General features: G+C 70.3%; 19 protein-coding genes and 1 riboswitch. Of the genes, 9 read left to right on the forward strand and 10 right to left on the reverse strand.

The window, feature by feature from the left end; translation table 11 throughout:
* The first annotated feature begins 200 nt into the window (after positions 1-200).
* Both OO69_RS45975 and OO69_RS45980 read left to right on the forward strand, forming a co-directional pair.
* Entirely contained in the window at positions 201-2,156 is a 1,956-nt protein-coding gene (locus tag OO69_RS45975; protein ID WP_033286994.1) for an APC family permease, read from the forward strand.
* 153 nt (positions 2,157-2,309) lie between these two features.
* Positions 2,310-2,831 carry a hypothetical protein gene (locus OO69_RS45980; protein WP_033286995.1) on the forward strand — a complete coding sequence of 174 codons (522 nt, stop codon included), beginning with the start codon at positions 2,310-2,312 and terminating at the stop codon, positions 2,829-2,831.
* Here OO69_RS45980 and OO69_RS45985 read toward each other — a convergent pair.
* Complete coding sequence (locus OO69_RS45985) at positions 2,809-3,399, reverse strand: DUF1707 SHOCT-like domain-containing protein (protein WP_033286996.1); 591 nt, start codon at positions 3,397-3,399, stop codon at positions 2,809-2,811. The two genes, OO69_RS45980 and OO69_RS45985, sit on opposite strands and share 23 nt — an antisense overlap.
* Positions 3,400-3,497: 98 nt before the next feature.
* Between OO69_RS45985 and OO69_RS45990 the strand changes: the two genes are divergently transcribed.
* Positions 3,498-3,893, forward strand: coding sequence for a TOBE domain-containing protein (locus tag OO69_RS45990; protein ID WP_033286997.1), 396 nt, complete (start codon positions 3,498-3,500; stop codon positions 3,891-3,893).
* 47 nt (positions 3,894-3,940) lie between these two features.
* On the opposite strand, the gene OO69_RS45995 is transcribed toward OO69_RS45990, so the two are convergent.
* From OO69_RS45995 to OO69_RS46005, 3 genes are all read right to left on the reverse strand, one after another.
* Positions 3,941-5,101, reverse strand: coding sequence for an NAD-dependent formate dehydrogenase (locus OO69_RS45995; RefSeq protein WP_019059367.1), 1,161 nt, complete (start codon positions 5,099-5,101; stop codon positions 3,941-3,943).
* A gap of 104 nt (positions 5,102-5,205) precedes the next feature.
* Positions 5,206-6,138: a LysR family transcriptional regulator gene (locus OO69_RS46000; RefSeq protein ID WP_033286998.1), complete on the reverse strand. Its 933-nt coding sequence runs from the start codon at positions 6,136-6,138 to the stop codon at positions 5,206-5,208.
* 56 nt (positions 6,139-6,194) lie between these two features.
* A complete protein-coding gene (locus OO69_RS46005; RefSeq protein WP_033286999.1) occupies positions 6,195-7,676 on the reverse strand; it encodes a helix-turn-helix domain-containing protein in 1,482 nt (493 codons plus the stop codon).
* 180 nt (positions 7,677-7,856) lie between these two features.
* Here OO69_RS46005 and OO69_RS46010 point away from each other — a divergent pair, with 180 nt between their 5' ends.
* Complete coding sequence (locus OO69_RS46010; RefSeq protein WP_033287000.1) at positions 7,857-8,678, forward strand: FAD binding domain-containing protein; 822 nt, start codon at positions 7,857-7,859, stop codon at positions 8,676-8,678.
* Positions 8,675-11,416 carry a molybdopterin-dependent oxidoreductase gene (locus OO69_RS46015; RefSeq protein ID WP_033287001.1) on the forward strand — a complete coding sequence of 914 codons (2,742 nt, stop codon included), beginning with the start codon at positions 8,675-8,677 and terminating at the stop codon, positions 11,414-11,416. Before OO69_RS46010 ends, OO69_RS46015 begins: the two co-directional genes overlap by 4 nt.
* Here the strand turns inward: OO69_RS46015 and OO69_RS46020 are convergent.
* Positions 11,331-11,819: a molybdopterin-dependent oxidoreductase gene (locus tag OO69_RS46020; protein WP_033287002.1), complete on the reverse strand. Its 489-nt coding sequence runs from the start codon at positions 11,817-11,819 to the stop codon at positions 11,331-11,333. The genes OO69_RS46015 and OO69_RS46020 overlap by 86 nt on opposite strands.
* 219 nt (positions 11,820-12,038) lie before the next feature.
* On the opposite strand from OO69_RS46020, the gene modA reads away from it, so the two are divergent.
* Genes modA through OO69_RS46035 form a run of 3 tightly spaced genes read left to right on the forward strand, consistent with a single transcriptional unit; the run spans position 12,039 to position 14,790 of the window.
* Complete coding sequence (gene modA, locus OO69_RS46025; protein WP_033287003.1) at positions 12,039-12,860, forward strand: molybdate ABC transporter substrate-binding protein; 822 nt, start codon at positions 12,039-12,041, stop codon at positions 12,858-12,860.
* On the forward strand, positions 12,857-13,714 hold the full coding sequence (gene modB, locus OO69_RS46030) for a molybdate ABC transporter permease subunit (protein WP_033287004.1): 858 nt from the start codon (positions 12,857-12,859) through the stop codon (positions 13,712-13,714). Before modA ends, modB begins: the two co-directional genes overlap by 4 nt.
* Positions 13,711-14,790: an ABC transporter ATP-binding protein gene (locus tag OO69_RS46035; protein WP_033287005.1), complete on the forward strand. Its 1,080-nt coding sequence runs from the start codon at positions 13,711-13,713 to the stop codon at positions 14,788-14,790. The genes modB and OO69_RS46035 overlap by 4 nt, the downstream gene beginning before the upstream one ends.
* Before the next feature lie 272 nt (positions 14,791-15,062).
* Here the strand turns inward: OO69_RS46035 and gcvP are convergent, their stop codons facing one another.
* Positions 15,063-17,948 carry an aminomethyl-transferring glycine dehydrogenase gene (gene gcvP, locus OO69_RS46040; protein WP_033287006.1) on the reverse strand — a complete coding sequence of 962 codons (2,886 nt, stop codon included), beginning with the start codon at positions 17,946-17,948 and terminating at the stop codon, positions 15,063-15,065.
* A gap of 182 nt (positions 17,949-18,130) precedes the next feature.
* Positions 18,131-18,226: riboswitch (glycine riboswitch) on the reverse strand.
* 114 nt (positions 18,227-18,340) lie between these two features.
* Between gcvP and OO69_RS46045 the strand changes: the two genes are divergently transcribed.
* Positions 18,341-18,712, forward strand: a complete 372-nt coding sequence (locus OO69_RS46045) for a PRC-barrel domain-containing protein (protein ID WP_033287007.1) — start codon at positions 18,341-18,343, stop codon at positions 18,710-18,712.
* A 5-nt stretch (positions 18,713-18,717) separates the two neighbouring features.
* Here the strand turns inward: OO69_RS46045 and OO69_RS46050 are convergent, their stop codons facing one another.
* The 4 genes from OO69_RS46050 to OO69_RS46065 form a co-directional block, all read right to left on the reverse strand.
* Entirely contained in the window at positions 18,718-20,295 is a 1,578-nt protein-coding gene (locus OO69_RS46050) for a DNA polymerase IV (protein ID WP_234444706.1), read from the reverse strand.
* Positions 20,296-20,352: 57 nt separating this feature from the next.
* Positions 20,353-20,997 carry a MerR family transcriptional regulator gene (locus OO69_RS46055; RefSeq protein WP_078652886.1) on the reverse strand — a complete coding sequence of 215 codons (645 nt, stop codon included), beginning with the start codon at positions 20,995-20,997 and terminating at the stop codon, positions 20,353-20,355.
* Between the two features lie 216 nt (positions 20,998-21,213).
* Positions 21,214-21,687, reverse strand: coding sequence for a bifunctional nuclease family protein (locus tag OO69_RS46060; protein WP_006123076.1), 474 nt, complete (start codon positions 21,685-21,687; stop codon positions 21,214-21,216).
* Between the two features lie 85 nt (positions 21,688-21,772).
* Positions 21,773-22,510, reverse strand: a complete 738-nt coding sequence (locus tag OO69_RS46065) for a MerR family transcriptional regulator (protein WP_033287009.1) — start codon at positions 22,508-22,510, stop codon at positions 21,773-21,775.
* Positions 22,511-22,533: the final 23 nt, after the last annotated feature.

A 22,533-nucleotide genomic window follows, 5' to 3' on the forward strand; every position in this document is an offset into this window, starting at 1 on the left:
GCCTTCGTCGGCAGCGTCAGATGTGTATAAGAGACAGTTCCTGATGCGCCCCCACCACCGACCCGTCCAGTCTTAACGCAAGATTGACGCCCACAGCCCCAACATCCATGGGCCCACGCGTCACTCTCCGCTTACGCTGGTGCCGCCGTCCGCGTGATGGCCAAAGCCCACACGCTGACCCGCACTCCAGGAGCACGCCGATGGCCACGACCGAACACCCTCCCAGTCGTATGCGCGCCTGGATGCTGGAGGGCCTGGCCGACATGGGCAAGGGCAGCCACCAGGTCGCGCAGACCGCACCGGAACCCCAGCAGCACGTCCACCAGGGCCAGCGCTGGTGGCGGGTGATGTGCCTGACCGGCGTCGACTACTTCTCCACCCTCGGCTACCAGCCGGGCATCGCGGCCCTCGCCGCCGGCCTGCTCTCCCCCGTCGCGACGATCGTCCTCGTGATCGTCACCCTGGCCGGCGCCCTCCCCGTGTACCGGCGCGTCGCCGAGGAGAGCCCCCACGGCGAGGGTTCCATCGCGATGCTGGAGCGCCTGCTGTCGTTCTGGAAGGGCAAGCTGTTCGTCCTGACCCTGCTCGGGTTCGCGGCGACGGACTTCCTGATCACGATCACCCTGTCGGCGGCGGACGCCTCCACCCACCTCGTGGAGAACCCGCACCTGACGAGCATGCTGCACGACAAGCAGATGCTGATCACACTGATCCTGGTCGCCCTGCTCGGCGCGGTGTTCCTCAAGGGCTTCCTGGAGGCGATCGGCGTCGCCGTGTACCTCGTCGCTGCCTACCTCAGCCTCAACGTCGTCGTCGTGATCGTCGGCATGTGGCACGTGGTCACCCATGGCCACGTGGTCACCGACTGGAGCAGCGCGCTGACCACCGAACACGGCAACGTCTTCGCGATGATCGGCGTCTCCCTGCTGGTCTTCCCCAAACTCGCGCTCGGCCTCTCCGGCTTCGAGACCGGCGTCGCCGTCATGCCGCACGTCGAGGGCGACCCGGACGACACCCACGAGAACCCCAAGGGCCGTATCCGCGACACGAAGAAGCTGCTGACGACCGCCGCGCTCATCATGAGCGTGTTCCTGATCGCCACCAGCTTCATCACGACCGTGCTGATCCCGGAGAAGGAGTTCAAGGCGGGCGGCCAGGCCAACGGCCGCGCGCTCGCCTACCTCGCGCACGAGTACCTGGGCAACGCCTTCGGCACGGTCTACGACCTCTCCACCATCGCCATCCTGTGGTTCGCCGGCGCCTCCGCGATGGCCGGCCTCCTCAACCTCATGCCGCGCTACCTCCCCCGCTACGGCATGGCCCCGCACTGGGCCCGCGCGGTCCGCCCGATGGTGATCGTCTTCACCCTGGTCGCGTTCCTGGTCACCTGGATCTTCGACGCCAGCGTCGACGCCCAGGGCGGCGCCTACGCCACCGGCGTCCTCGTCCTCATGTCCTCCGCCGCGATCGCGGTCACCATCGCGGCCCGTCGCGCCCAGCAGCGCAACTGGACCGTCGTCTTCGGCATCGTCTCCGCGGTCCTTCTCTACGTCACCGTCGTGAACGTCATCGAACGCCCCGACGGCGTGAAGATCGGCGCCTGCTTCATCGCCGGCATCATCCTGGTCTCCCTGCTGTCCCGGCTGGCCCGTGCCTTCGAACTTCGCGTGACGAGCGTGCAGTTGGACTCCATGGCGGAACGATTCATCCGTGACATGGCGAGCCGGAAGATCCGCTTCGTCGCCAACGAGCCCGACCGGCGCGACAAGGCCGAGTACCGGGACAAGATCGAGCAGATCCGCAACGACAACGACATCCCCGGCGAGGACTTCGTCTTCGTCGAGGTGACGGTCCTCGACGCCTCCGAGTTCGAGGCGGGCCTGACGGTGCGCGGCGAGGTCCTGCACGGCCGCTACCGCGTCCTGACCCTGGAGTCGTCCTCCATCCCGAACGCCCTGGCCGCCCTGATGCTCCACGTCCGCGACTCGACGGGCCGCATCCCGCACATGTACTTCGAGTGGACCGAGGGCAACCCCTTCGCCAACTTCCTCCGCTTCTTCCTCTTCGGCCAGGGCGAGGTCGCCCCGGTCACCCGAGAGGTCCTGCGCGAGGCGGAGCCGGACCGCAACCGGCGGCCGCGCGTGCACACCGGCTGACCGGCACACCGCGCCCGCGCATGCACACCGGCGACCGTTCGGGACCGCCCGAGCCGACGTCACCGTAAGAGGCACGACAAAATCCGGCGCCGGTGTGTAAGAGCCCCGTCAGCGGCCCCCGCGGCGCGCCGTGCGCGGCCTACCGTCGGCCTCATGCGGCACAGCACCCTCCCACCGGAACCGGCCAGCGACCGCCACTGGCGTGGCGACGCCCGGCTGGCGACGGGCTGCGCGCTCGGCTTCCTCGTCATGACCCTGGTGGTCGACGGGGAAGCCGGAACCCTCACCCTGACCCGCGCGCTGCTGTGGTTCGCCCTGTCGGTCGCGCTCTTCGTCGTCCTGCTGCCGCACCGCGTCACCGCGGGCCCCGGCTGGCTCACCGTGGACAGTCCGCTGCTGCGGCGCACGGTGCACACGGACGCGCTGACCGTCGTACGGCAGTACGGCGACGTCTCCGCACGCCTGCTCCTGCGGGACACGTACGGACAATGGCTCGAACTGGACCCCCGTGTCCTGGTCGCCAACCCCCTGCTCTGGCACGAGCTGGACACGGGCATGCGGCACTCCATGGAACGCGGCACACTGCGCCAGGGCACCGACGTCCGGCGTCACCTGGGCCATCTGATCGACGACGAGACCGCCCGGTCGGTCCTCAGGGCGTCGGGGATTTCCTGACCGCGCGCCGCGTCCGGCGGATCAGGACCTTGCCGAAGCCCAGTTGCCCGACGATCTCTATCCGCAGCTCGGCCGGAGCCCCCGTGTCACCGGGCCCGCGTGTCTTGAGCTTGGCGTAGTTGAGCACCAGGGAGTCGGTGTCCACCACGATGCCCGGCGGCAGCAGCAGCCGTAGCGCGCCGAGGTGCATGTCGAGGTCGATACGGAGCGTCGGCTGGGTGATCACCGCCTGGGTGAAGTCGAGGGTCACATCGCCGAGGCGCGACTGGATCTCCAGCCTGCGCGGCACCACCCAGCCGTCACCGCGCCGCGTGGAACCGCCGTTCTGCTCGATGCGGGCGACGTCCTTCACCTCGACCGGGGTCGCGCCCGCCACCACCGGCAGGTCGGCCGTCAAGATCGCCAACTCCCCCATCGTGCGGGCTGTCAGGGCGGCCTCGACGCGCTCGTCCAGCTCCTCGGCGGTCAGCCTGCCGTCGCCCGCCGCGCCGGTCAGCGCCTCCACGACGCGGTCCCGGTCCGCGTGCGAGGCCCGCAACCCGGTCGTGCCCGTCAGCTCACCCGACATACCCTCACCCCGATCGACGCCCTGACGCTATATCGCGTTATACCCCAGAGCCAACCCCCCGTCCACCGCCTTGCGTTTCTGGCCCTAGGGTGACGCCTATGCAGTCCTACACAATCGGCCAGGCGGCGCGGCTGCTCGGCGTGAGCCCGGACACCGCGCGCCGGTGGGCGGACGCGGGCCGGGTGACGACCCACCGCGACGAGGGCGGGCGCCGCCTCATCGACGGGATCGATCTGGCCGCGTTCTCGGTCGAGTTGGCGAAGGCGGGCGGTGTCGAGGAGGACCCCTCCTACACCTCGGTGCGCAACGCGTTCCCCGGCATCGTCACCGCGATCAAGCTCGGCGACGTCGCCGCCCAGGTCGAGATCCAGGCGGGCCCGCACCGCCTCGTCTCCCTGCTGACCCGCGAGGCCGTCGAGGAACTCGGCCTGGAGGTCGGCATGGAGGCCACCGCCCGCGTGAAGTCGACGAACGTGCACATCGACCGGGTGTGACGCGGGCCGCGGCCTCAGCCGTCAAACAGGCATGCTGACCTCGTCCGTCACTTGTTGACCGAGTAGGAGTGCGCGCCGGTACCCGCCAACGCGCCCCCGTCCACGATCAGATACTCGTCCCGGATCGGCCGCCCCGCGAAGAACGCCTCCAGGATCTCCCGCGTGCCCGCCGCGTACCGCGCCTGCGCCGACAGCGACGAACCGGAGATGTGCGGGGTCATCCCGTGGTGCGGCATCGTGCGCCACGGGTGGTCCGCCGGAGCGGGCTGCGGGAACCACACGTCACCGGCGTACCCCGCCAACTGCCCACTGCGCAGGGCCCGGTCGACGGCGTCCCGGTCGACGATCTTCGCCCGCGCGGTGTTGATGAGATACGCCCCGCGCTTCATCTGCGCGAGCAGCTTGTCGCCGAACAGCCCCTCGGTCTCGGGGTGCAGCGGCGCGTTGATGGTGACCACGTCGCAGTGCGGCACCATGTCCTCGGCGCTCTCGTGCCAGGTCAGCCCCAACTCCCGTTCCACGTCCTCGGGAAGCCGGTGCCGGTCGGTGTAGTGCAGCTTCACGTCGAAGGGCGCGAGCCGCCGCAGCACCGCGAGCCCGATCCGTCCGGCGGCGACCGTCCCAACGTGCATGCCTTCGAGGTCGTACGAACGCGCCACGCAGTCCGCGATGTTCCAGCCGCCGTCGAGCACGACCTGGTGGGACGGCAGGTAGTTGCGCACGAGGGACAGCGTCATCATCACGACGTGCTCGGCGACGCTGATGCTGTTGCAGTACGTCACTTCGGCGACCGTCACGCCGTGCGAGATCGCCGAGTCGAGGTCGACGTGGTCGGAACCGATGCCGGCGGTGACCGCCAGCTTGAGGTTCTTGGCGGCGGCGATCCGCTCCGGGGTGAGGTACGCGGGCCAGAACGGCTGCGAGATCACGATGTCGGCGTCGACCAGTTCCCGGTCGAAGACCGAGCCCTCGCCGTCCTTGTCGGAGGTGACGACGAGGGTGTGCCCGGCCGCCTCCAGGTAGGCACGCAGGCCGAGTTCACCGGAGACGCTGCCGAGCAGCTGGCCCGGGGTGAAGTCGACCGCCTCGGGAGTGGGGGTGGTCTGGCCGCCGGGGTAGTGGTCGATCACCGGCAGGTCGTCGCGGGCGTACGAGGTCGGGTATCCGTCGATCGGGTCGTCGTACAGGACACAGAGAACCTTGGCCATGTCGCGGCTCCTCAACTCCGTTGTCGGAAGGTGCACTTCACGATCCTCGGGGTCGATCGCCCTGGTCAAAGCGAACGTTGCTATGTCCGGATAGCCCGCTCCTATCAGCTGCCGCCACCCAGGTACGTGTGCAGCAGCTCGTCGAGCGCGTCCCGCACGCCCGCCTCCCGCGCCACCTTCAACAGCGCCTCCGCCAGCACCGATTGGGGCTCACTGCGGGCGACGACCAGTCCGACCCGGGGACCGTGCGCGGGCCCTTTCAGCGGTACGACCCTCATCCCCTCCGGTACGTCGAACATGTGCAGCCAGGCGTGCGAGATCACGCTGGACCAACGGCCCCCGGGCAGCAGGGTGTAGAGCCCGGCGACGCTGTCCGACTCGATCGCCGGGGAGGCCGTCGCGCCCTCGGCGGCGAAGCACTCGTCGATGATGCGGCGGTTGCGCATCCGCGAGTTGAGCAGGCAGAGGGGAAGCGTGGCCGCCTGGGCCCAACTGGCCTTGGAGACACCGGCGAGTGGCCCGTCGACGGGCGTGAGGAGGACGTACCGCTCCTCGTAGAGCGGGAGGCGGCGGACGTTGCGGAGCGTGTCGTCGTCCAGGTACGTCATCGCCGCGTCCAGCTCGAACTCGGCGAGCCCCTGGGTGATGCCGACGGACGACAGCGACTCCAGCGCGACCCGGGCCCGGGGATGCCGTAGGCAGAACGGGGTGGTGAGGAGGGAGGCGGCGGGCAGCGCGGTCGGCACCACCCCGAGCCGCAGCGTGCCGGTCAGTCCACCCCGCAGCGCGGACAACTCCTGGTGCAGCGCGTCCCGTTCGGCCAGGATGCGGTGCGCCCAGGCCAGCACGACCTCGCCCTCCGGGGTCAGCCCCTCGTACCGTCGGCCGCGCCGCACGATCGGCACGTCCAACTCGTGTTCCAGGCGCCGGATCGCGGCCGACAGCGAGGGCTGCGAGACGTAGCAGGCCGCCGCGGCACGCGCGAAGTGCCGCTCACGGGCGAGCGCGACCAGGTACTCCAGCTGACGCAGCAGCACGCCCAACCTCCCCTGGAATGTTGGAACCTGGCATGTTGGAGCGTAGAACGTGCAGGTTAGGCGCTGTCCGTCCGGCACAACAGGGCCACCCACAGGTCGAGGCGGTCGTAGAGGCGGGAGAGGTCGCGGCCGGTGAAGTGCTCGATGCGGCCGATGCGGTAGTGCACGGAGTTGACGTGCAGATGCAGCGCCTCCGCCGTCCGCGCCCAGGAACCGTCACAGGCCAGGAAGGTCTCCAGCGTCTCCAACAGCACGGCGTTGGACCGCAGTTCACCGAGCACGGTCCGACTGTAGGCGGTACGGACCTCGGCCGGAACACCGGTGAGCAGCGCGTCGAGTCCCGTGAGCGTCGCGGCATCGGTGAGCGCGGAGCCGCCCGCCGCAGCGGTGCTCCGCGCCGAGGCGAGCGCGTAACGCGCCTCCGCCAAGGCCCCGTTGAGCGCCTGGGCGGTGTCGACGGGGGCGCCGGTCCCGCCGTAGAGCGGCACCCCGTTCTCGGCGGAGGCGACGAGCGGCCAGACGTCCTGCAACGCCCCGACCTCCACCCCGCCCACGACCGCGAAGGCGGTACCGTCCGCCAGCCGCCCGACAGCGCCCTGCCCCGCATGCGCGACGACTTCCGCCAACGCCCCCTCCGCCAGCCCCGCCCGCCGCGCCCCGGTCTCCGCGACGAGCACCCGGTACGGCCCGTCGTCCGGCAACCCACAAGCCCGTAGCGCAGCCGCCACAGCCGCACCTTCCGCCCCCGGCACAGCGAGCAACGCCCCCAACTCATCGGCCGTCTGCCGCTCTTCGGCCCGAGCCCGCACCCGCGCCTCCTGGCAACGCCCGAGAACGGAGGCCAACTCGTGCACCATGCGCGGCGGCGCGTCGTCGGGATCGGGAAGATAGAGGTGCCAACGCTCGTACGGCGAGACCCCGTCCGCGTCGACGGGCACGGCCTCCCCCAGCAGTCCGGCCGCCTTCTCCACCGGTATCGCGGAGGCCACCGGCGTCGCCGCGACCGCCCGCCCGGAGGGCGTGAGCACATACGCGACGGCCCGTTCGAGGTGCGCGAAGGCGGTCGCCACGATCGCCTCAGGGCCCGCACCCTGCGCGGCCATCCGACTCAGCCGCCCCCGCACGTTCTCCGGCAGCGTGTGCCGACGGCTCAACTCGCCCCACCGACCGAGGTACACGGTGTCGGTGATCGCGCGGAACATGATGTGCGCCGGTACGGCGGCCACCGGCACCCCGTGCCGCACACACGCCTCGACGAGGTCGTCCGGCACAGAACCGTGCGTCTCCTCCCCCGCGAGCAGCGCGGCGGCCCCCGCACCACGCAGCGCGGACACGAACCGCTCGGCCCGCCCGGGCCCGTCCTCGGCGGTCCACCACACCAGCCCACTGAGCACCACCTCGTCCCGCCGCACAAAACGGGCGGGATCCTCCAGGTCGGTCACGGTCACTCCGCTGATCTCCCGGGCCAGCTGGGCGTCCTCGGCCCACAGCAGGCGCAGGCCGAGGGACTCGTCCTGAAGAAGGTGTTCGACGTGCATGGTTCCGGCTCCTCGTATCTCGCATTCGCCAGGTGAATGCGAGTGATTGCATGGTAAGTGCAAGACCAATCGCCCGAAACGCCTCTTGGTTGATCCTCCAGGATCGAGCCCGGGAACATCGGTATTTCCGTGCTGTGAACCAGTCGTCCCGACCGCCTCCGCGTTGCTTCACTGGCGGTCATGGACCTGAACACGGTGGCCGAGATCCTCGACGCCCGGCAGCCGACACCCTGGCGGCCGGGCGACGCCTGGCTCGGCGGCGGCACGTATCTCTTCTCCGAGCCGCAACCGCACCTGCGCCGCCTGGTGGACCTGAGCCGCACCGGCTGGACGCCAGTCGAGCGCCACCCGGACGGTTCCCTGGAGATCGCCGCGACCTGCACGATCGCCCAACTCTCCCGTTTCGCGGCGGAGTTGACGACCCCGGCTGCCCCGCTCCTCGAGCAGTGCTGCCGCGCCTTCCTCGCCTCCTTCAAGATCTGGAACATGGCGACGGTCGGCGGCAACCTCTGCAACGCCCTCCCCGCAGGCCCGATGATCTCCCTGACGGCCGCCCTGGACGCCGAGTGCCTCCTCCTGTCCCAGGACGGCCTACGACGCCGGGTCCCCGTCGCCGACTTCGTGACCGGCGCGGGCCGCAAGGACCTGGCCGAGGGCGAGCTGCTCCGCTCGATCACGGTCCCGTCCCGCGCACTCGCCTCCCGTACGGCCTTCCGCCAGGCCTCCCTCTACGGCCTCGGCCGCTCCGGAGTCCTGGTCATCGGCGCCCTGGACCCACTCGACGGCTCGCTCGCGCTCACGATCACCGCGTCGACGGTCCGCCCGTTCCGCCTGTGGTTCCCGCTGCCCCCGACGGCCGAGGAACTGCGCACGGCGATCGCCTCCGCCGTGGCGGACGACGAGTGGTTCGACGACATCCACGGGCTGCCGGAATGGCGGGCGCACATGACGTTCCACTACGCGGAGGAGATCCGCCGGGAGCTGGGAGAGACGGCAGCATGAAGATCGAGGTCAACGGCCGGTCCTTCGCCGACGAACCCCGCCCGGGTCAGTGTCTGCGCACCTACCTCCGCGAGCGCGGCTGGTTCGGCGTGAAGAAGGGCTGCGACGCGGGCGACTGCGGCGCCTGCACGGTCCACGTGGACGGCGAACCGGTGCACAGCTGCCTCTACCCGGCCTTCCGCGCCGACGGCCGATCCGTCACGACAGTCGAGGGGTTGGCCGCCGAGGACGGTGAACTCCACCCCGTCCAGCGGAAGTTCCTGGACGCCCAGGGCTTCCAGTGCGGCTTCTGCACGGCCGGCTTCCTGATGACGACGGCCGCCCTGAACGAGGACCAACTCACCGACCTACCAAGGGCGTTCAAGGGCAATCTGTGCCGCTGCACCGGCTACCGAGCCATCGAGGACGCGGTGCGAGGCGTCTGCCACGCCGAGGCACCGGGCGCGGGCGAGGCCGTGGGCCGCAACCTCCCCGCCCCGGCCGGACCCCAGGTGGTCACGGGCACGGCCCGCTACACCTTCGACATCGACGTCCCCGGCCTCCTCCACATGAAGCTCCTGCGCTCCCCGCACGCCCACGCCCGCATCACCGCGATCGACACCGAGGCGGCCCTCCAAGTCCCGGGCGTCCAGGCGGTGTTCACCCACTACGACGCCCCGGAACGCCACTTCTCCACGGCCCGCCACGAACACCCCACGGAGGACCCGGACGACACCCGCGTCCTCGACGACACCGTCCGCTACATCGGCCAACGCGTAGCCGCCGTCGTCGCCGACAGCGAGGCCGCCGCCGAGGAGGGCTGCCGCCGCATAGAGGTCACATACGAGATCCTGCCGCCGGTCCTCGATCCGGAGGAGGCGATGCGCCCCGGCGCCCCGGTCGTCCACGACAAGGACGCCGCTACGGCTCGCATCTCACGCCCGCAGAACAACGTGGTCGGCGAGGCACACGGCGAGATCGGCAGCGTGGAGGCGGGCTTCGCGGAGGCCGACGCCGTGTACGAGGACACCTACCGCACCCAGCGCGTCCAACACGCGAGCCTGGAGACGCACGGCGCGGTGGCGTGGTTCGACGAGGACAATAGGCTGACGGTACGCACGAGTTCGCAGACCCCGTTCCTCACCCGCCGCGCCCTCTGCGCGCTCTACGACCTCCCCGAGGAACAGGTCCGGGTCGTCGCAGGCCGGGTCGGCGGCGGCTTCGGCGGCAAGCAGGAGATGCTCGTCGAGGACATCGTCGCCCTGGCAGTCCTGCGCCTGCGCCGCCCGGTGAAACTGGAGTACACCCGCGCGGAACAGTTCTACGGCGCGACCACCCGCCACCCCTTCACGATCAACGTAAAGGCGGGCGCCCGCCGCGACGGCCAACTCACCGCCCTCCAGCTACGAGTTGTCTCCAACACCGGCGCCTATGGCAACCACGGCCCCGCCGTCATGTTCCACAGCGTCGGCGAGTCGATGGCCGTCTACCGCGCCCCGCACAAGAAGGTCGACGCCTTCTCCGTCTACACGCACACCGTCCCGGCGGGCGCCTTCCGGGGCTACGGCCTCGGCCAGGTGATGTTCGCCGTCGAGTCGGCCCTCGACGAACTCGCCCGCCAACTCGACCTGGACCCGCTGGAGTTCAAGGCGAGGAACATCATCGGCCCGGGTGAGCCCATGCTCTCCCCCGGCGGCGAGGAGGAGGACCTGCACATCGCGAGCTACGGCCTCGACCAGTGCCTCGCCATCGTCCGCCGAGCCCAGACGGAGCCGGTGACCCAACTCCCCCCGAACGGCTGGCTGGTGGGCGAGGGCACGGCCCTGGCGATGATCGCGACCGGCCCGCCCGGCGGCCACATCGCCGACGCGAAGGCGAGCCTCCTCCCCGACGGAAGCTTCGATCTCGCCGTAGGCACAGCGGAGTTCGGCAACGGCACGACCACGGTCCACCGCCAGATCGCCGCCGGTGAACTCGCCACCACCGTCGACCGCATCACCGTCCGCCAGTCCGACACCGACGTCGTACGGCACGACACGGGCGCCTTCGCCTCCACGGGCACGGTGGTGGCGGGCAAGGCCACGCTCCGCGCCTCCCGGGCCCTCGCCGACCACCTGCTCGACTTCGCCGCGGCCCACCTCCAACTCCCGCGCGCCGACTGCACGTTGGCCGAGGAGGCCGTGCTGCACCCGGGCGGGCGTCTCACCCTGAAGGAGCTGCACGCGGCGGGTGCGGCGGTCGGGGTGGAGTTCAGCGCCGACGGGCACTTCGGCGGGACGCCCCGCTCGGTGGCCTTCAACGCGCAGTGGTTCAGGGTCGCCGTGGACCCGGACACGGGCGAGATCCGCATCCTGCGCAGTGTGCACGCGGCCGACGCGGGCAAGGTGATGAACCCGATGCAGTGCCGGGGGCAGGTGGAGGGCGGGGTCGCCCAGGCGCTCGGCGCGACGCTCTTCGAGAACGTACGGATCGACGGGCAAGGTGCCGTGGAGACGGCCGCGTTCCGCCGCTACCGGCTCCCCCAGTACGCGGACGTGCCGCGCACCGAGGTGCACTTCATGGAAACGGCGGACGCCATCGGCCCGTTGGGCGCCAAGTCGATGAGCGAGAGCCCCTTCAACCCGGTCGCACCCGCCTTCGCCAACGCACTGCGCGACGCGACGGGCGTCCGCTTCACCGAACTTCCGCTGACCCGAGACCGGGTGTGGCGGGCACTGGCCGACTCGCCGCGTACCCCCCGTCCACCCGTATCGCCCTGATCCCACTGATGTGCCGGGCCCCGCAACGGTCCTGCGGAAGCACCAGTTGCGGTCCCGCACGGTCCAGCGGGGTGTCATCGATGCTCACGGCGAGCAGAACAGGGGCATGAGCGAAGTCGGGGTCGATCTCGGCCCAGGACAGCAGCGCGTGGTGCCCGTCCGCACCGCTGACCGCGATGAGGAAACGCAGCCGGTCCTTGCGGCGGACGGGGTCGAAGCCGGGACCGGCCGAGGACAGGACGTCGTAGAGACGAGGGCCCGCGAAGCGGTGCACCTGGGTGCCGCTGGTGGCGCACTCGAAGCTGACCCGCACGCGGTGCAGCGGCCAGCCGAACAGGTCGGGCACGGTCAGCCGGGCGGGCCGGGCGAGGTCCCCCGTCAGGTCGAGCTGCGCGAGCGTCACGAGCCATCACCTCCCGGAATGTGGTACCCGGACGGCACTCCCGTACAAACGCACATGCGCACCCCGCAAGCGAATAGTGCAGCTCATGCGATGCGACAGGAGACTTATGCCTTGCAAATGCGGCAGTATCATCGCGGCACGGCCGTTGCGGTCGTCCCAGGGCGCGACAACACCTTTCATGAGCCCCTTTCATGAAGAGACCAGAGGAGTAGAACCGTGATGACCCGTTCCGCGCGTCGGACCCGCCGGACCCTGCAGGTGGCCGGTGCGGGAGCAGCCGCGCTGCTGGCCCTGAGCGCCTGCTCCTCCAGCGACGACTCGTCCTCCTCGAAGTCCGACTCCTCGGCGTCCGCGTCCCCGAAGATGTCCGGCACCGTCACCGTCTTCGCCGCCGCCTCGCTCCAGGAGTCGTTCACGACCCTGGGCAAGGAGTTCGAGAAGGCGAACCCGGGCACCAAGGTCACCTTCAACTTCGGCGGCAGCGACACCCTCGCCGCGAGCATCACCGGCGGTGCCCCGGCCGACGTGTTCGCCGCCGCGAGCCCGAAGACGATGGCGATCGTGACGGACAAGAAGGACGCGGTCGGCACGCCGGCCACCTTCGTCCGCAACCAGCTGGAGATCGCCACCCTGCCGGGCAACCCCGACAAGGTGACCTCCCTCAAGGACCTGACCAAGTCGTCGCTGAAGGTCGTGCTCTGCGACAAGACGGTCCCGTGCGGCGCGGCGGCCCAAAAGGCGCTCACCGCAAGCAAGTTGAAGCTCACCCCGGTGTCGTACGAGGCGGACGTCAAGTCCGCCCTCAACAAGGTGGTGCTGAAGGAGGCCGACGCCGCGGTCGTCTACAAGACCGATGTGCACGCGGCCGGCAGCAAGGTGGAGGGCGTGGAGTTCCCCGAGTCCGCCAACGCGATCAACGACTACCCGATCGTCCTCCTGAAGAACGCGCCCAACGCCGTCGCCGCCAAGGCGTTCATCGCGCTGGTGCAGTCCGCAGAGGGCCAGAAGGTGCTGTCCGCGGCGGGCTTCCTCAAGCCGTGACCCAGCCCGACACCTCCGACGCCGCGGCCGAGACCCTCAAGGGCGGTCCGCGGCGTCGCCGTGTCCGGATGACCGGCCGCGGGGTGCCGCTCCCCCTCCTGATCCCCGCACTGGTAGGGCTGGCGTTCCTGCTCCTCCCCCTGATCGCCCTTCTGGTACGGGCTCCTTGGCGCTCCCTCCCGTCCCAGCTGACCAGCACGCAGGTCTGGCAGGCGCTCCAGCTCTCCCTGTTCAGCGCGACGGCGGCGACGGTCGTGAGCCTGGTCCTGGGCGTCCCGCTGGCCTGGGTCCTGGCCCGCACGGAGTTCCCCGGCCGCGGCTTCCTCCGCGCCTTGGTGACACTCCCGCTGGTGCTGCCCCCGGTGGTGGGAGGCGTGGCACTCCTCTTGGCCCTCGGCCGCAACGGTGTAGTAGGCCAGTGGCTGGACTCCTGGTTCGGCATCACGCTCCCCTTCACCACCACCGGCGTGGTGGTCGCCGAGGCATTCGTCGCGATGCCGTTCCTGGTCATCAGCGTCGAGGGCACCCTGCGCGCCGCGGACCCCCGCTACGAGGAGGCGGCCCAAACGCTCGGCGCCTCCCGCTTCACGGCGTTCCGCCGGGTCACGCTCCCCCTGATCGCCCCGGGCATCGCAGCGGGCGCGGTCCTCGCCTGGGCCCGCGCCCTGGGCGAGTTCGGCGCGACGATCACCTTCGCCGGCAACTTCCCCGGCCGCACCCAAACGATGCCGCTCGCGGTCTACTTGGCCCTCCAGAACGACCCCGAGGCAGCCATCGCCCTGAGCCTGGTCCTGCTGGCCGTATCGATCGCGGTCCTGGCGGGCCTACGGGACCGCTGGATGTCCACGTCATGAGCAACACCGAGCCCTTCGACCCCGAACTCCCCGGCACCCAGGGCCTGGACGCGCACCTCGTCGTGGACCGCGGCACGTTCCGCCTGGACGTAGAGCTGACGGCCGCCCCCGGAGACGTCGTAGCCCTGCTCGGCCCGAACGGCGCAGGCAAAACGACCGCGCTCCGCGCCCTGGCCGGCCTGGTCCGCCTGACGGACGGTCACCTACGGCTGGACGGCGCGGAGTTGGACCGCACACCACCGGAGTCCCGCCCGGTAGGAGTCGTCTTCCAGGACTACCTCCTGTTCCCCCACCTCACCGCCCTCGACAACGTCGGCTTCGGCCCCCGCTGCCAGGGAGCGACCAAGGCGGAGTCCCGCGCGGTCGCCGCCGAGTGGCTGGACAGGATGGGCCTGGCCGAGCACGCGGCCGCCAAGCCCCGCAGACTCTCCGGCGGCCAGGCCCAACGCGTAGCCGTGGCAAGGGCGTTGGCAACCCGCCCACGCCTGCTCCTCCTGGACGAACCCCTCGCCGCCCTGGACGCCCGCACCCGCCTGGACGTACGGGCCCAACTCCGCCGCCACCTGGCCGAGTTCGAGGCCGTGGCGGTCCTGGTCACCCACGACCCCCTGGACGCCATGGTGTTGGCAGACCGCCTGGTAGTGATCGAACAGGGCACGATCGTCCAGGAGGGCACCCCCGCGGACATCGCCCGCCACCCGCGCACGGACTACATCGCCCAACTGGTAGGCCTCAACCTCTACAAGGGCCAGGCCGACGGCCACACGGTCACGCTGGACACGGGCCCCACGATCACCACCACGGAGGACCTGCAGGGCGAGGTCTTCGTAGCGTTCCCACCAAGCGCCGTAACTCTCTACGGCGACCGCCCCACCACCCCCAGCGCCCGCAACCTCTGGCACTGCGAGGTAGCGGGCCTGGAATCCCACGGCGACCAGATCCGCGTAGACCTAACCGGCGAACTCCCCCTGACCGCCGACCTCACGACAGTCGCAGCCGCCGAACTGGACCTACACCAGGGCGCATCGGTCTGGGCAACGGTAAAGGCCACCCAGACGCACGCGTACCCGGCCTGAGCCAGAGATTTGCGGCTCCGCCGCGGGGCCCACGATCAACTCGGCTCGGCAGCGCCCCAAAGCGGCACGGGGCTCCATCGATTCGCGGCTCCGCCGCAGGGCGCCACCGACCCGTCACCGCAGCGCCCCATAGGGGCGCGGGACTGCATCGATTCGCGGCTCCGCCGCAGGGCGCGACCGACCCGACACCGCAGCGCCCCATAGGGGCGCGGGGAACTGCGCGACCAGCCACAGCGCACCCGCGCCCGACATCCGACCTACAAGCGGACCTTTCAGTCCTCGTACGCATCCAACGGCGGGCAAGAACACACCAGATTCCGGTCCCCAAACGCCTGGTCGATCCGCCGAACCGGCGGCCAGTACTTATCGGCAACGGAAACCCCCGCCGGGAACACCGCCTCCTCACGCGTATACGCGTGCTCCCACTCCCCACCGAGCGCAGCCGCCGTGTGCGGAGCGTTCCGCAGCGGGTTGTCCTCACCCGGCCACTCCCCCGCCCCGACCTTCTCGATCTCCCCCCGAATGGCAATCATCGCCTCGCAGAACCGATCCAGCTCAATCAGATCCTCGGACTCGGTCGGCTCGATCATCAACGTCCCGGCCACCGGGAACGACATCGTCGGCGCATGGAACCCGTAGTCGATGAGCCGCTTCGCGATGTCGTCGACACTGACACCCGTCGCCTTGCTGATCGGCCGCAGATCGATGATGCACTCGTGCGCGACAAGCCCACCGGGCCCGGTGTAGAGCACGGGGTAGTGCGGCTCAAGCCGCTTGGCAATGTAGTTGGCGCTGAGCACAGCCACCTGCGTGGCCCGCTTCAACCCCTCCCCACCCATGAGCCGGACGTAAGCCCAGGAGATCGGCAGAATCCCGGCGGACCCCCAGGGCGCCGCCGAGATCGGCCCAACTCCCGTCTCCGGCCCAGCCGCAGGCTGCAACGGATGGTTGGGCAGATACGGCGCCAGATGCGCCCGCACGCCCACTGGCCCAACCCCGGGCCCGCCACCACCATGCGGAATGCAGAACGTCTTGTGCAGATTCAGATGCGAGACGTCCCCACCGAAGTGCCCCGGCTTGGCAAGCCCCACAAGGGCGTTGAGGTTGGCCCCGTCGACATAGACCTGCCCACCCGCCTCGTGCACCTGCGCACAGATGTCGGCGACGTGCTCCTCGAACACCCCGTGCGTGGACGGATACGTGATCATCAGCACGGAAAGCTCGTCACGGTACTGCTCGATCTTCGCCCGCAGATCCTCGACGTCGATCTCACCGTCCTCGGCGGTCTTCACGACGACGACCTTCATCCCGGCCATCACGGCACTCGCGGCATTGGTCCCATGCGCGGACGACGGAATGAGGCAGACAGTCCGCTGCTCGTCCCCATTGGCCCGGTGGTACCCACGCACGGCGAGCAACCCGGCCAACTCCCCCTGCGAACCCGCATTCGGCTGCAACGACACCTTGTCGTACCCGGTGACCTCGGCGAGCCGCTCCTCCAACTCCCGGATGAGCGTGAGGTATCCCTGCGCCTGCTCAGCCGGCGCGAAGGGGTGCAGCTGCCCGAACTCGGGCCAGGTGACCGGCTCCATCTCGGTGGTCGCGTTGAGCTTCATCGTGCAGGAACCGAGCGGGATCATGCCCCGGTCGAGCGCGTAGTCCCGGTCGGCGAGCCGCCGCAGGTACCGCAGCATCGCGGTCTCGGAACGGTGGTCCCGGAAGACAGGGTGCGTGAGATAGGCATCGGTGCGCACCAACCCGGCGGGCAACGTGTCCTCGGCGGACCCGTCCAGCGTCTCAACATCCCCGTCGACCCCGAACGCGGTCCATACGGCGGCCAGTTGGTCCCGCGTGGTGGTCTCGTCACAGGCAACGGACACCTGGTCGGCATTCACGAGATGCAGGTTAACCCCGTCCTCGCGAGCGGCGGCGACAACCTCGGCGGCCCGACCCGGAACCCGCACAGTCAGCGTGTCGAAGTAGCCACCGTGCACGACCTCGACGCCACCACCAGCGAGCCCGGCGGCGAGGATCGTGGCGTACCGGTGCGTCCGCCGCGCGATGCCCTTGAGCCCCTCGGGCCCGTGGTAGACGGCGTACATCCCGGCCATGACCGCCAGCAGCACCTGGGCAGTACAGATGTTGCTGGTGGCCTTCTCCCGGCGGATGTGCTGCTCACGCGTCTGCAGGGCGAGCCGGTAGGCCTTGTGCCCGTCGGCATCCACGGACACACCCACGAGCCGCCCGGGCAGGCTGCGCGCGAACTTCTCGTGCACGGCCATGTATCCGGCGTGCGGCCCGCCGAAGCCCATCGGCACCCCGAACCGCTGCGTCGTACCGACCGCGATGTCCGCGCCCAGCTCACCCGGCGACTTCAGCAGCGTCAGCGCGAGCAGATCGGCGGCGACGGTGACGAGCGCGCCGAGCGCGTGCGCCTGCTCGATCAGCGGCTTGATGTCGCGTACGGCTCCGGAGGCGCCCGGGTACTGCACGAGCACGCCGTTGATCTCGCGCTCGGCGATCTCGGCCGGGATGCCCTCGCTGAGGTCGGCGACGACGATCTCGACACCGGCCGGCTCGGCGCGGGTCTCGATCACGGCGATGGTCTGCGGCAACGCGTCCGCGTCGACCAGGAAGAGCCCCTTCTTGTTCTTGCCCATGCGCCGCGAGAGCGCCACGGCCTCGGCGGCGGCGGTCCCCTCGTCGAGCAGGGAGGCCCCAGAAGTGGGCAGCCCGGTCAGATCAGCAACCATCGTCTGGAAATTGAGAAGCGCTTCGAGCCGCCCCTGGGAGATCTCCGGCTGATACGGCGTGTAGGCCGTGTACCAGGCCGGGTTCTCCATGACGTTGCGCAGGATCACGGGCGGGGTGAAGGTCCCGTAGTACCCGAGCCCGATCATGGAACCGAGAACCTCGTTGCGGTCCGCGAGGGAACGCAGCTCGGCCAGCACCTCGGCCTCGGTGCGGGCGCCCGGCAGGTCGAGGGAGTCGGCGTTCTTGATCACATCGGGGACCGCGGCGGCCGTGAGCTCGTCGAGCGAGCCGTAGCCGACCTGCGCGAGCATCTTGGCCCGCGCCTCCTGGTCGGGCCCGATGTGGCGCTGCTCGAACGGGATGCCCTGTTCGAGCTCGGAGAGCGGAATGCGGGGGGCAGTCATTTGGGAGGCCTCCTGGTCGGACACGACCTTCGGGGGACACCACGACGGTGGGGTGCCCGGACGGCCTCCCCCTCTGTCATCTCAACCTGAGAGCTTCACCGGGCATCCCGAAGGGCACCCGGCTTTCACCGTCGGTGAGAGCGGGGGCCGTCTTCGGCACCCGCCCTGCTTTCCAGAGTGACCTCGTCCGTGCGGTACGTGAGCCTGAGAGATTCCGGGGAGGATTTGCTCCTTCGGCGCCTCCGGTGAAGTCTGGAGGACTCTCCCGCACGGGGTCAGCAGCCGTTCGCCAGCCTACCAGCGCGCGTTGAAGCCGAGCTTTCGAGTGGCCACCTTCCCCAATGTGCTCTTTTGTAGTGCTTACGGATGAGTTGCGACCAGGAGGAGGGCCCGTGCAGACCGATATCGATCCGCGCAACCTGATCGGCCGCAAGGCGTTCGACCGCACCGGCGCCAAGATCGGCACGATCGACGAGGTCTACCTCGACGACGCGACCGGCGAACCGGAGTGGGCGGCCATACGCACCGGCCTGTTCTCCAGAGACGCCTTCGTCCCCCTGGAGCCCAGCGAACTGATCGAGGGCACCCTCCGCATCCCCTTCGACCGCTCCCTGATCAAGGACGCCCCCGACTTCGGAGTGGGCCGCCACCTCTCCCCGGACCAGGAGCTCCAGCTCTACCACCACTACGGCCTCGACGTGGGCCCGCCCCCGTCCCTCCCGGACCACGACTTCGGCAAGCTGGCGGGCTCGGACGACACCTGAGGCGGTTAGACGCGCGGCCGGCCGCCGGGTCTTCGGGTCTCCGGGGCTGTCGACGCGGCGGGCGAGGCATGAGGGTCCGGCGCCGTCGGGTGTGTCGGCACGGTCGGCGAGACGTCGGCAGCCCGCGCGTCCGGTGGCAGCACCTCGGCCTGGGGAACATCAGGGCCGGGCTCCGCCAACCCCGGCCGCTCGGCCGACCGTTCGCCGGTTCCGCGCGCCGCCCACGGCACCGGCGCCGAGCCCTCCGCCTCCCGTGTCACCAACGGCAACGGCTCCGCCGGTGACAACTCGGGATCGTCGGTCCGGAACGTCCGCACCCGCCCCGGCCCCGCATCCTCAGGCGTCTCGAACCGCACCGTGACCCGCCCCAGCCCGCTCCCCTGCACCCACCCGTGCCCGAACCCGGCGTGGCGCACATCGTGCCCCGCGGGCCAGCGCCGCTCCACGGGCACCGCCAGCTCCTCGCCCCTGTCCTCCTCGGTGTGCTCCTCCTCAAGAAGGTCGGGCTCCCCCGCCGCCTGCGCGAACAGGTCCTCCTGCGTGTAGTCGGCGAGCCCGGAGACCCCCACCCCGAGCAGCCGCACCCCGCCCGTGGTGTCCACGGAGTCCAGCAACCGGGCCGCCGCCTCCCGCACCACCCCGGGATCGTCGGTGGGCCCGCGCAGCGTCTCGGACCGGGTCAGCGTCGAGAAGTCGTACCGCCGCACTTTCAGCACGATGGTCCGCCCCGACAGCCCGGCCGCCCGCAGCCGCCGTACACACCGGTCGGCCAGCCGCTGCACCTCCAGGCCCACCCGGATCCGGTCATGGATGTCCACGTCGTACGTGTCCTCGACCGACACCGACTTGGTCTCCCGCTCGGCCACCACGGGCCGCTCGTCGTGCGCCAGCGCCATGGCGTACAGCCCGTGCCCGTGCGCCTTGCCCACCAGCCGGACGAGCTCGTCCTCGCCCGCCTCGGCGATCTCGTCGACCGTGGTGATCCCGGCCCGCCGCAGATGATCACCCGTCGCCGGCCCGACACCCGGCAGCGTGCGCACCGACAACGGCCCCAGCAACGTCCGCTCGGTCCCCGGCTCGATCAGCACGAGCCCGTCCGGCTTGGCGCGCTCGGAGGCGATCTTCGCGATCATCTTGGAGGCGGCCAGGCCCACCGACCCCGTGAGCCCCGTGACCGCCCGTATGTCGGCCCGCAGCCGCGCCCCGGTCAGCTGCGCGGACTCGGCGTCCCAAGCCGCTCCCCCGGCCTCCAGGTCCACGAACGCCTCGTCCAGGCTGAGCGGCTCCACCAGCGGCGACAACGCCCGCAGCAGCCCCATCACCTGCTCGCTGATCGACCGGTAGAACCCGAAGCGCGGCACGAGATACGCGGCGTTCGGCGCGAGCCGCCGCGCCTGGGCCATGGGCATCGCCGAGTTCACCCCGAAGACCCGTGCCTCGTACGACGCCGTGGCGACCACCCCGCGCGGCCCGAGCCCGCCCACCACGACGGCCTTCCCGCGCAGGCTCGGCTTGGACGCCTGCTCCGCCGAGGCGAAGAAGGCATCCATGTCGAGATGCAGGATCGTGGGCGCGGTTCTCACATCTCCGATGCTGCCCTACGCCACTGACAATGCCCCGCTACGGCTCCCGCCGGGCCCTCAGACGGCCCGGTTGCGCCGCCTGGCCAGCTCGTCGGCGGGGTTGACCCCGACGAGCGTCTCGCCGGTGTCGACGCGCTCCCCGTGCAGCTGCGACAGGGCGCTCTCGACATCCCGCCACACGACACCCACGGCGATCCCGAAGACGCCCTGGCCGCCCTGGAGCAGCGCGTGCACCTCGTCCGGCGACGTGCACTCGTAGACCGTGGCGCCGTCGCTCATGAGCGTCATGCGCTCCAGATCGCGGAAGCCGCACTCCCGCAGGTGCAGAACGGCGCTGCGGATGTTCTGCAGCGACACACCCGTGTCGAGGAACCGCTTGACGATCTTCAGGACGACGACGTCCCGGAAGCTGTAGAGCCGCTGCGTCCCCGACCCGTGTGCGGGCCGCACGCTGGGCTCCACGAGCCCGGTACGCGCCCAGTAGTCCAGTTGCCGATAGGTGATGCCGGCCGCCGCACAGGCCGTAGGCCCTCGGTAACCGATCTCCTCGGACGCCATGGACGTCGCCCCTCCGCTGGTCGGCACTGCCGCCGGCCGCTGCGGAATGCGATCGGCCGTACTGCCGTGAAGCGGGTACGGACCTCTGTCCCCGAAACTGCGTTCCGGGGCACCCCCAGCCGTACCGTCGCCGCTGCTTCTCACGCCGACCTCCGTCCTTGACCTGCCTTCTCGACGGTAGGCAGTCACCAGGGGTGCGTCAACGATCGCCACACTCGGCACGCCGAGTGATAATCACCCAAGGAGTGGTTTCCCGTGTCCCACCGCGGGGAAAGGCTAGCCGAATGCGCTCGCGGAGAGTCGCAGGACGCTCTCACACGCCGGTGGCAAATGCCAGCATTTCCTCGCCGGCCCCCCGGCTCACTGGCTGTTGGTGCCGAAGTCCTCGGGCGAGATCTGGTCGAGGAACTCGCGGAACTTCTCCACCTCGTCCTCCTGCTCGTCCGGGATCGCGATGCCCGCGTCGTCGAGCACACCGTCACTGCCGTAGATCGGCGTCCCGGTGCGCAGTGCCAGCGCTATGGCGTCGGACGGGCGGGCGCTCACCTCGACGCCGCTGGCGAAGACCAGCTCCGCGTAGAAGACGCCCTCCCGCAGATCCGTGATGCGCACTTCGGTCAGCTCCTGGCCGACGGCCTCCAGCACGTCCTTGAACAGGTCGTGGGTCAGCGGTCGTGCGGGGGCCATGCCCTGCTGAGCGAAGGCGATCGCCGTCGCCTCCCCGGGCCCGATCCAGATGGGGAGGTAGCGGTCGCCTCCCACTTCACGCAGGAGCACGATCGGTTGGTTGGAGGGCATTTCGACCCGGACACCTACGACATCGAGCTCGTTCACACAGCAACCCTAGGCCGTGCCCGGGACGTTTGGGTAGTCGGGCCGGGAACGGGTGACCGATCAGGCAGCCGCGGAGCCGCCCGTCTCAGGGCAGGCGGACGCCCAGCGCGGTCTGCACCAGAGCGGCGTGCAGCTTCACCGTGAGCCCCGCCAGTTCCTTCGTACGGGCCTCCGCGTGGGCCCTGGTCTGCGGATTGCGGTGGCGCTTGAGCGGGGCCACCACCTGGTCGACGAGCCCCGCCTCACGGTCGGCGGCGGCCTTCATGGCGCGCAGATGCCGCGGCTCGATCCCGAACCGCCCGAGTTCGAGGACAAGTCCGGCCACGGTGACGGCTTCCGCGTCGTAGACCCCGTCCGGCAGCGGGGCGATGAGTCCGTACGACTCCCACTCGTCGAGCTCCTGCTCGCCGATCCCGGCGGCGGCCATCAGCTCGGCCCGCCCGATCCGCGCCGCCGTGGGCCCCTCCACGGGCTCCAGGACGACCTCGCCGTCCCGCTGACGCCCCACGGTGGGCAGCGGCGCCGCCTCACCGCGCTCCATGGCGTCGAGGTGCTCACGGATCACCTTGAGCGGCAGATAGTGGTCCCGCTGCATCCTCAGGACATGGCCGAGGCGCTCGACGTCGGCGGGGCTGAACTTGCGGTACCCGGAAGGGGTCCGCTGCGGCTCGATGAGGCCCTCCGACTCCAGGAAACGGATCTTGGAGATGGTGACTTCGGGGAACTCGTCGCGCAGCACGGTCAGCACCGTGCCGATGCTCATCAGCCCAGTGTCCGCGGCGGCGGTACCGTGTCCGGCACCGCCGCTCGGTGTTTGAAGCATGGACCTTCCTGGGGGAATCCCCC

Origin of the sequence: Streptomyces sp. NRRL F-525, from assembly GCF_000716605.1 — a bacterium.
In the GTDB taxonomy this organism is placed as follows: Bacteria; Actinomycetota; Actinomycetes; order Streptomycetales; family Streptomycetaceae; genus Streptomyces.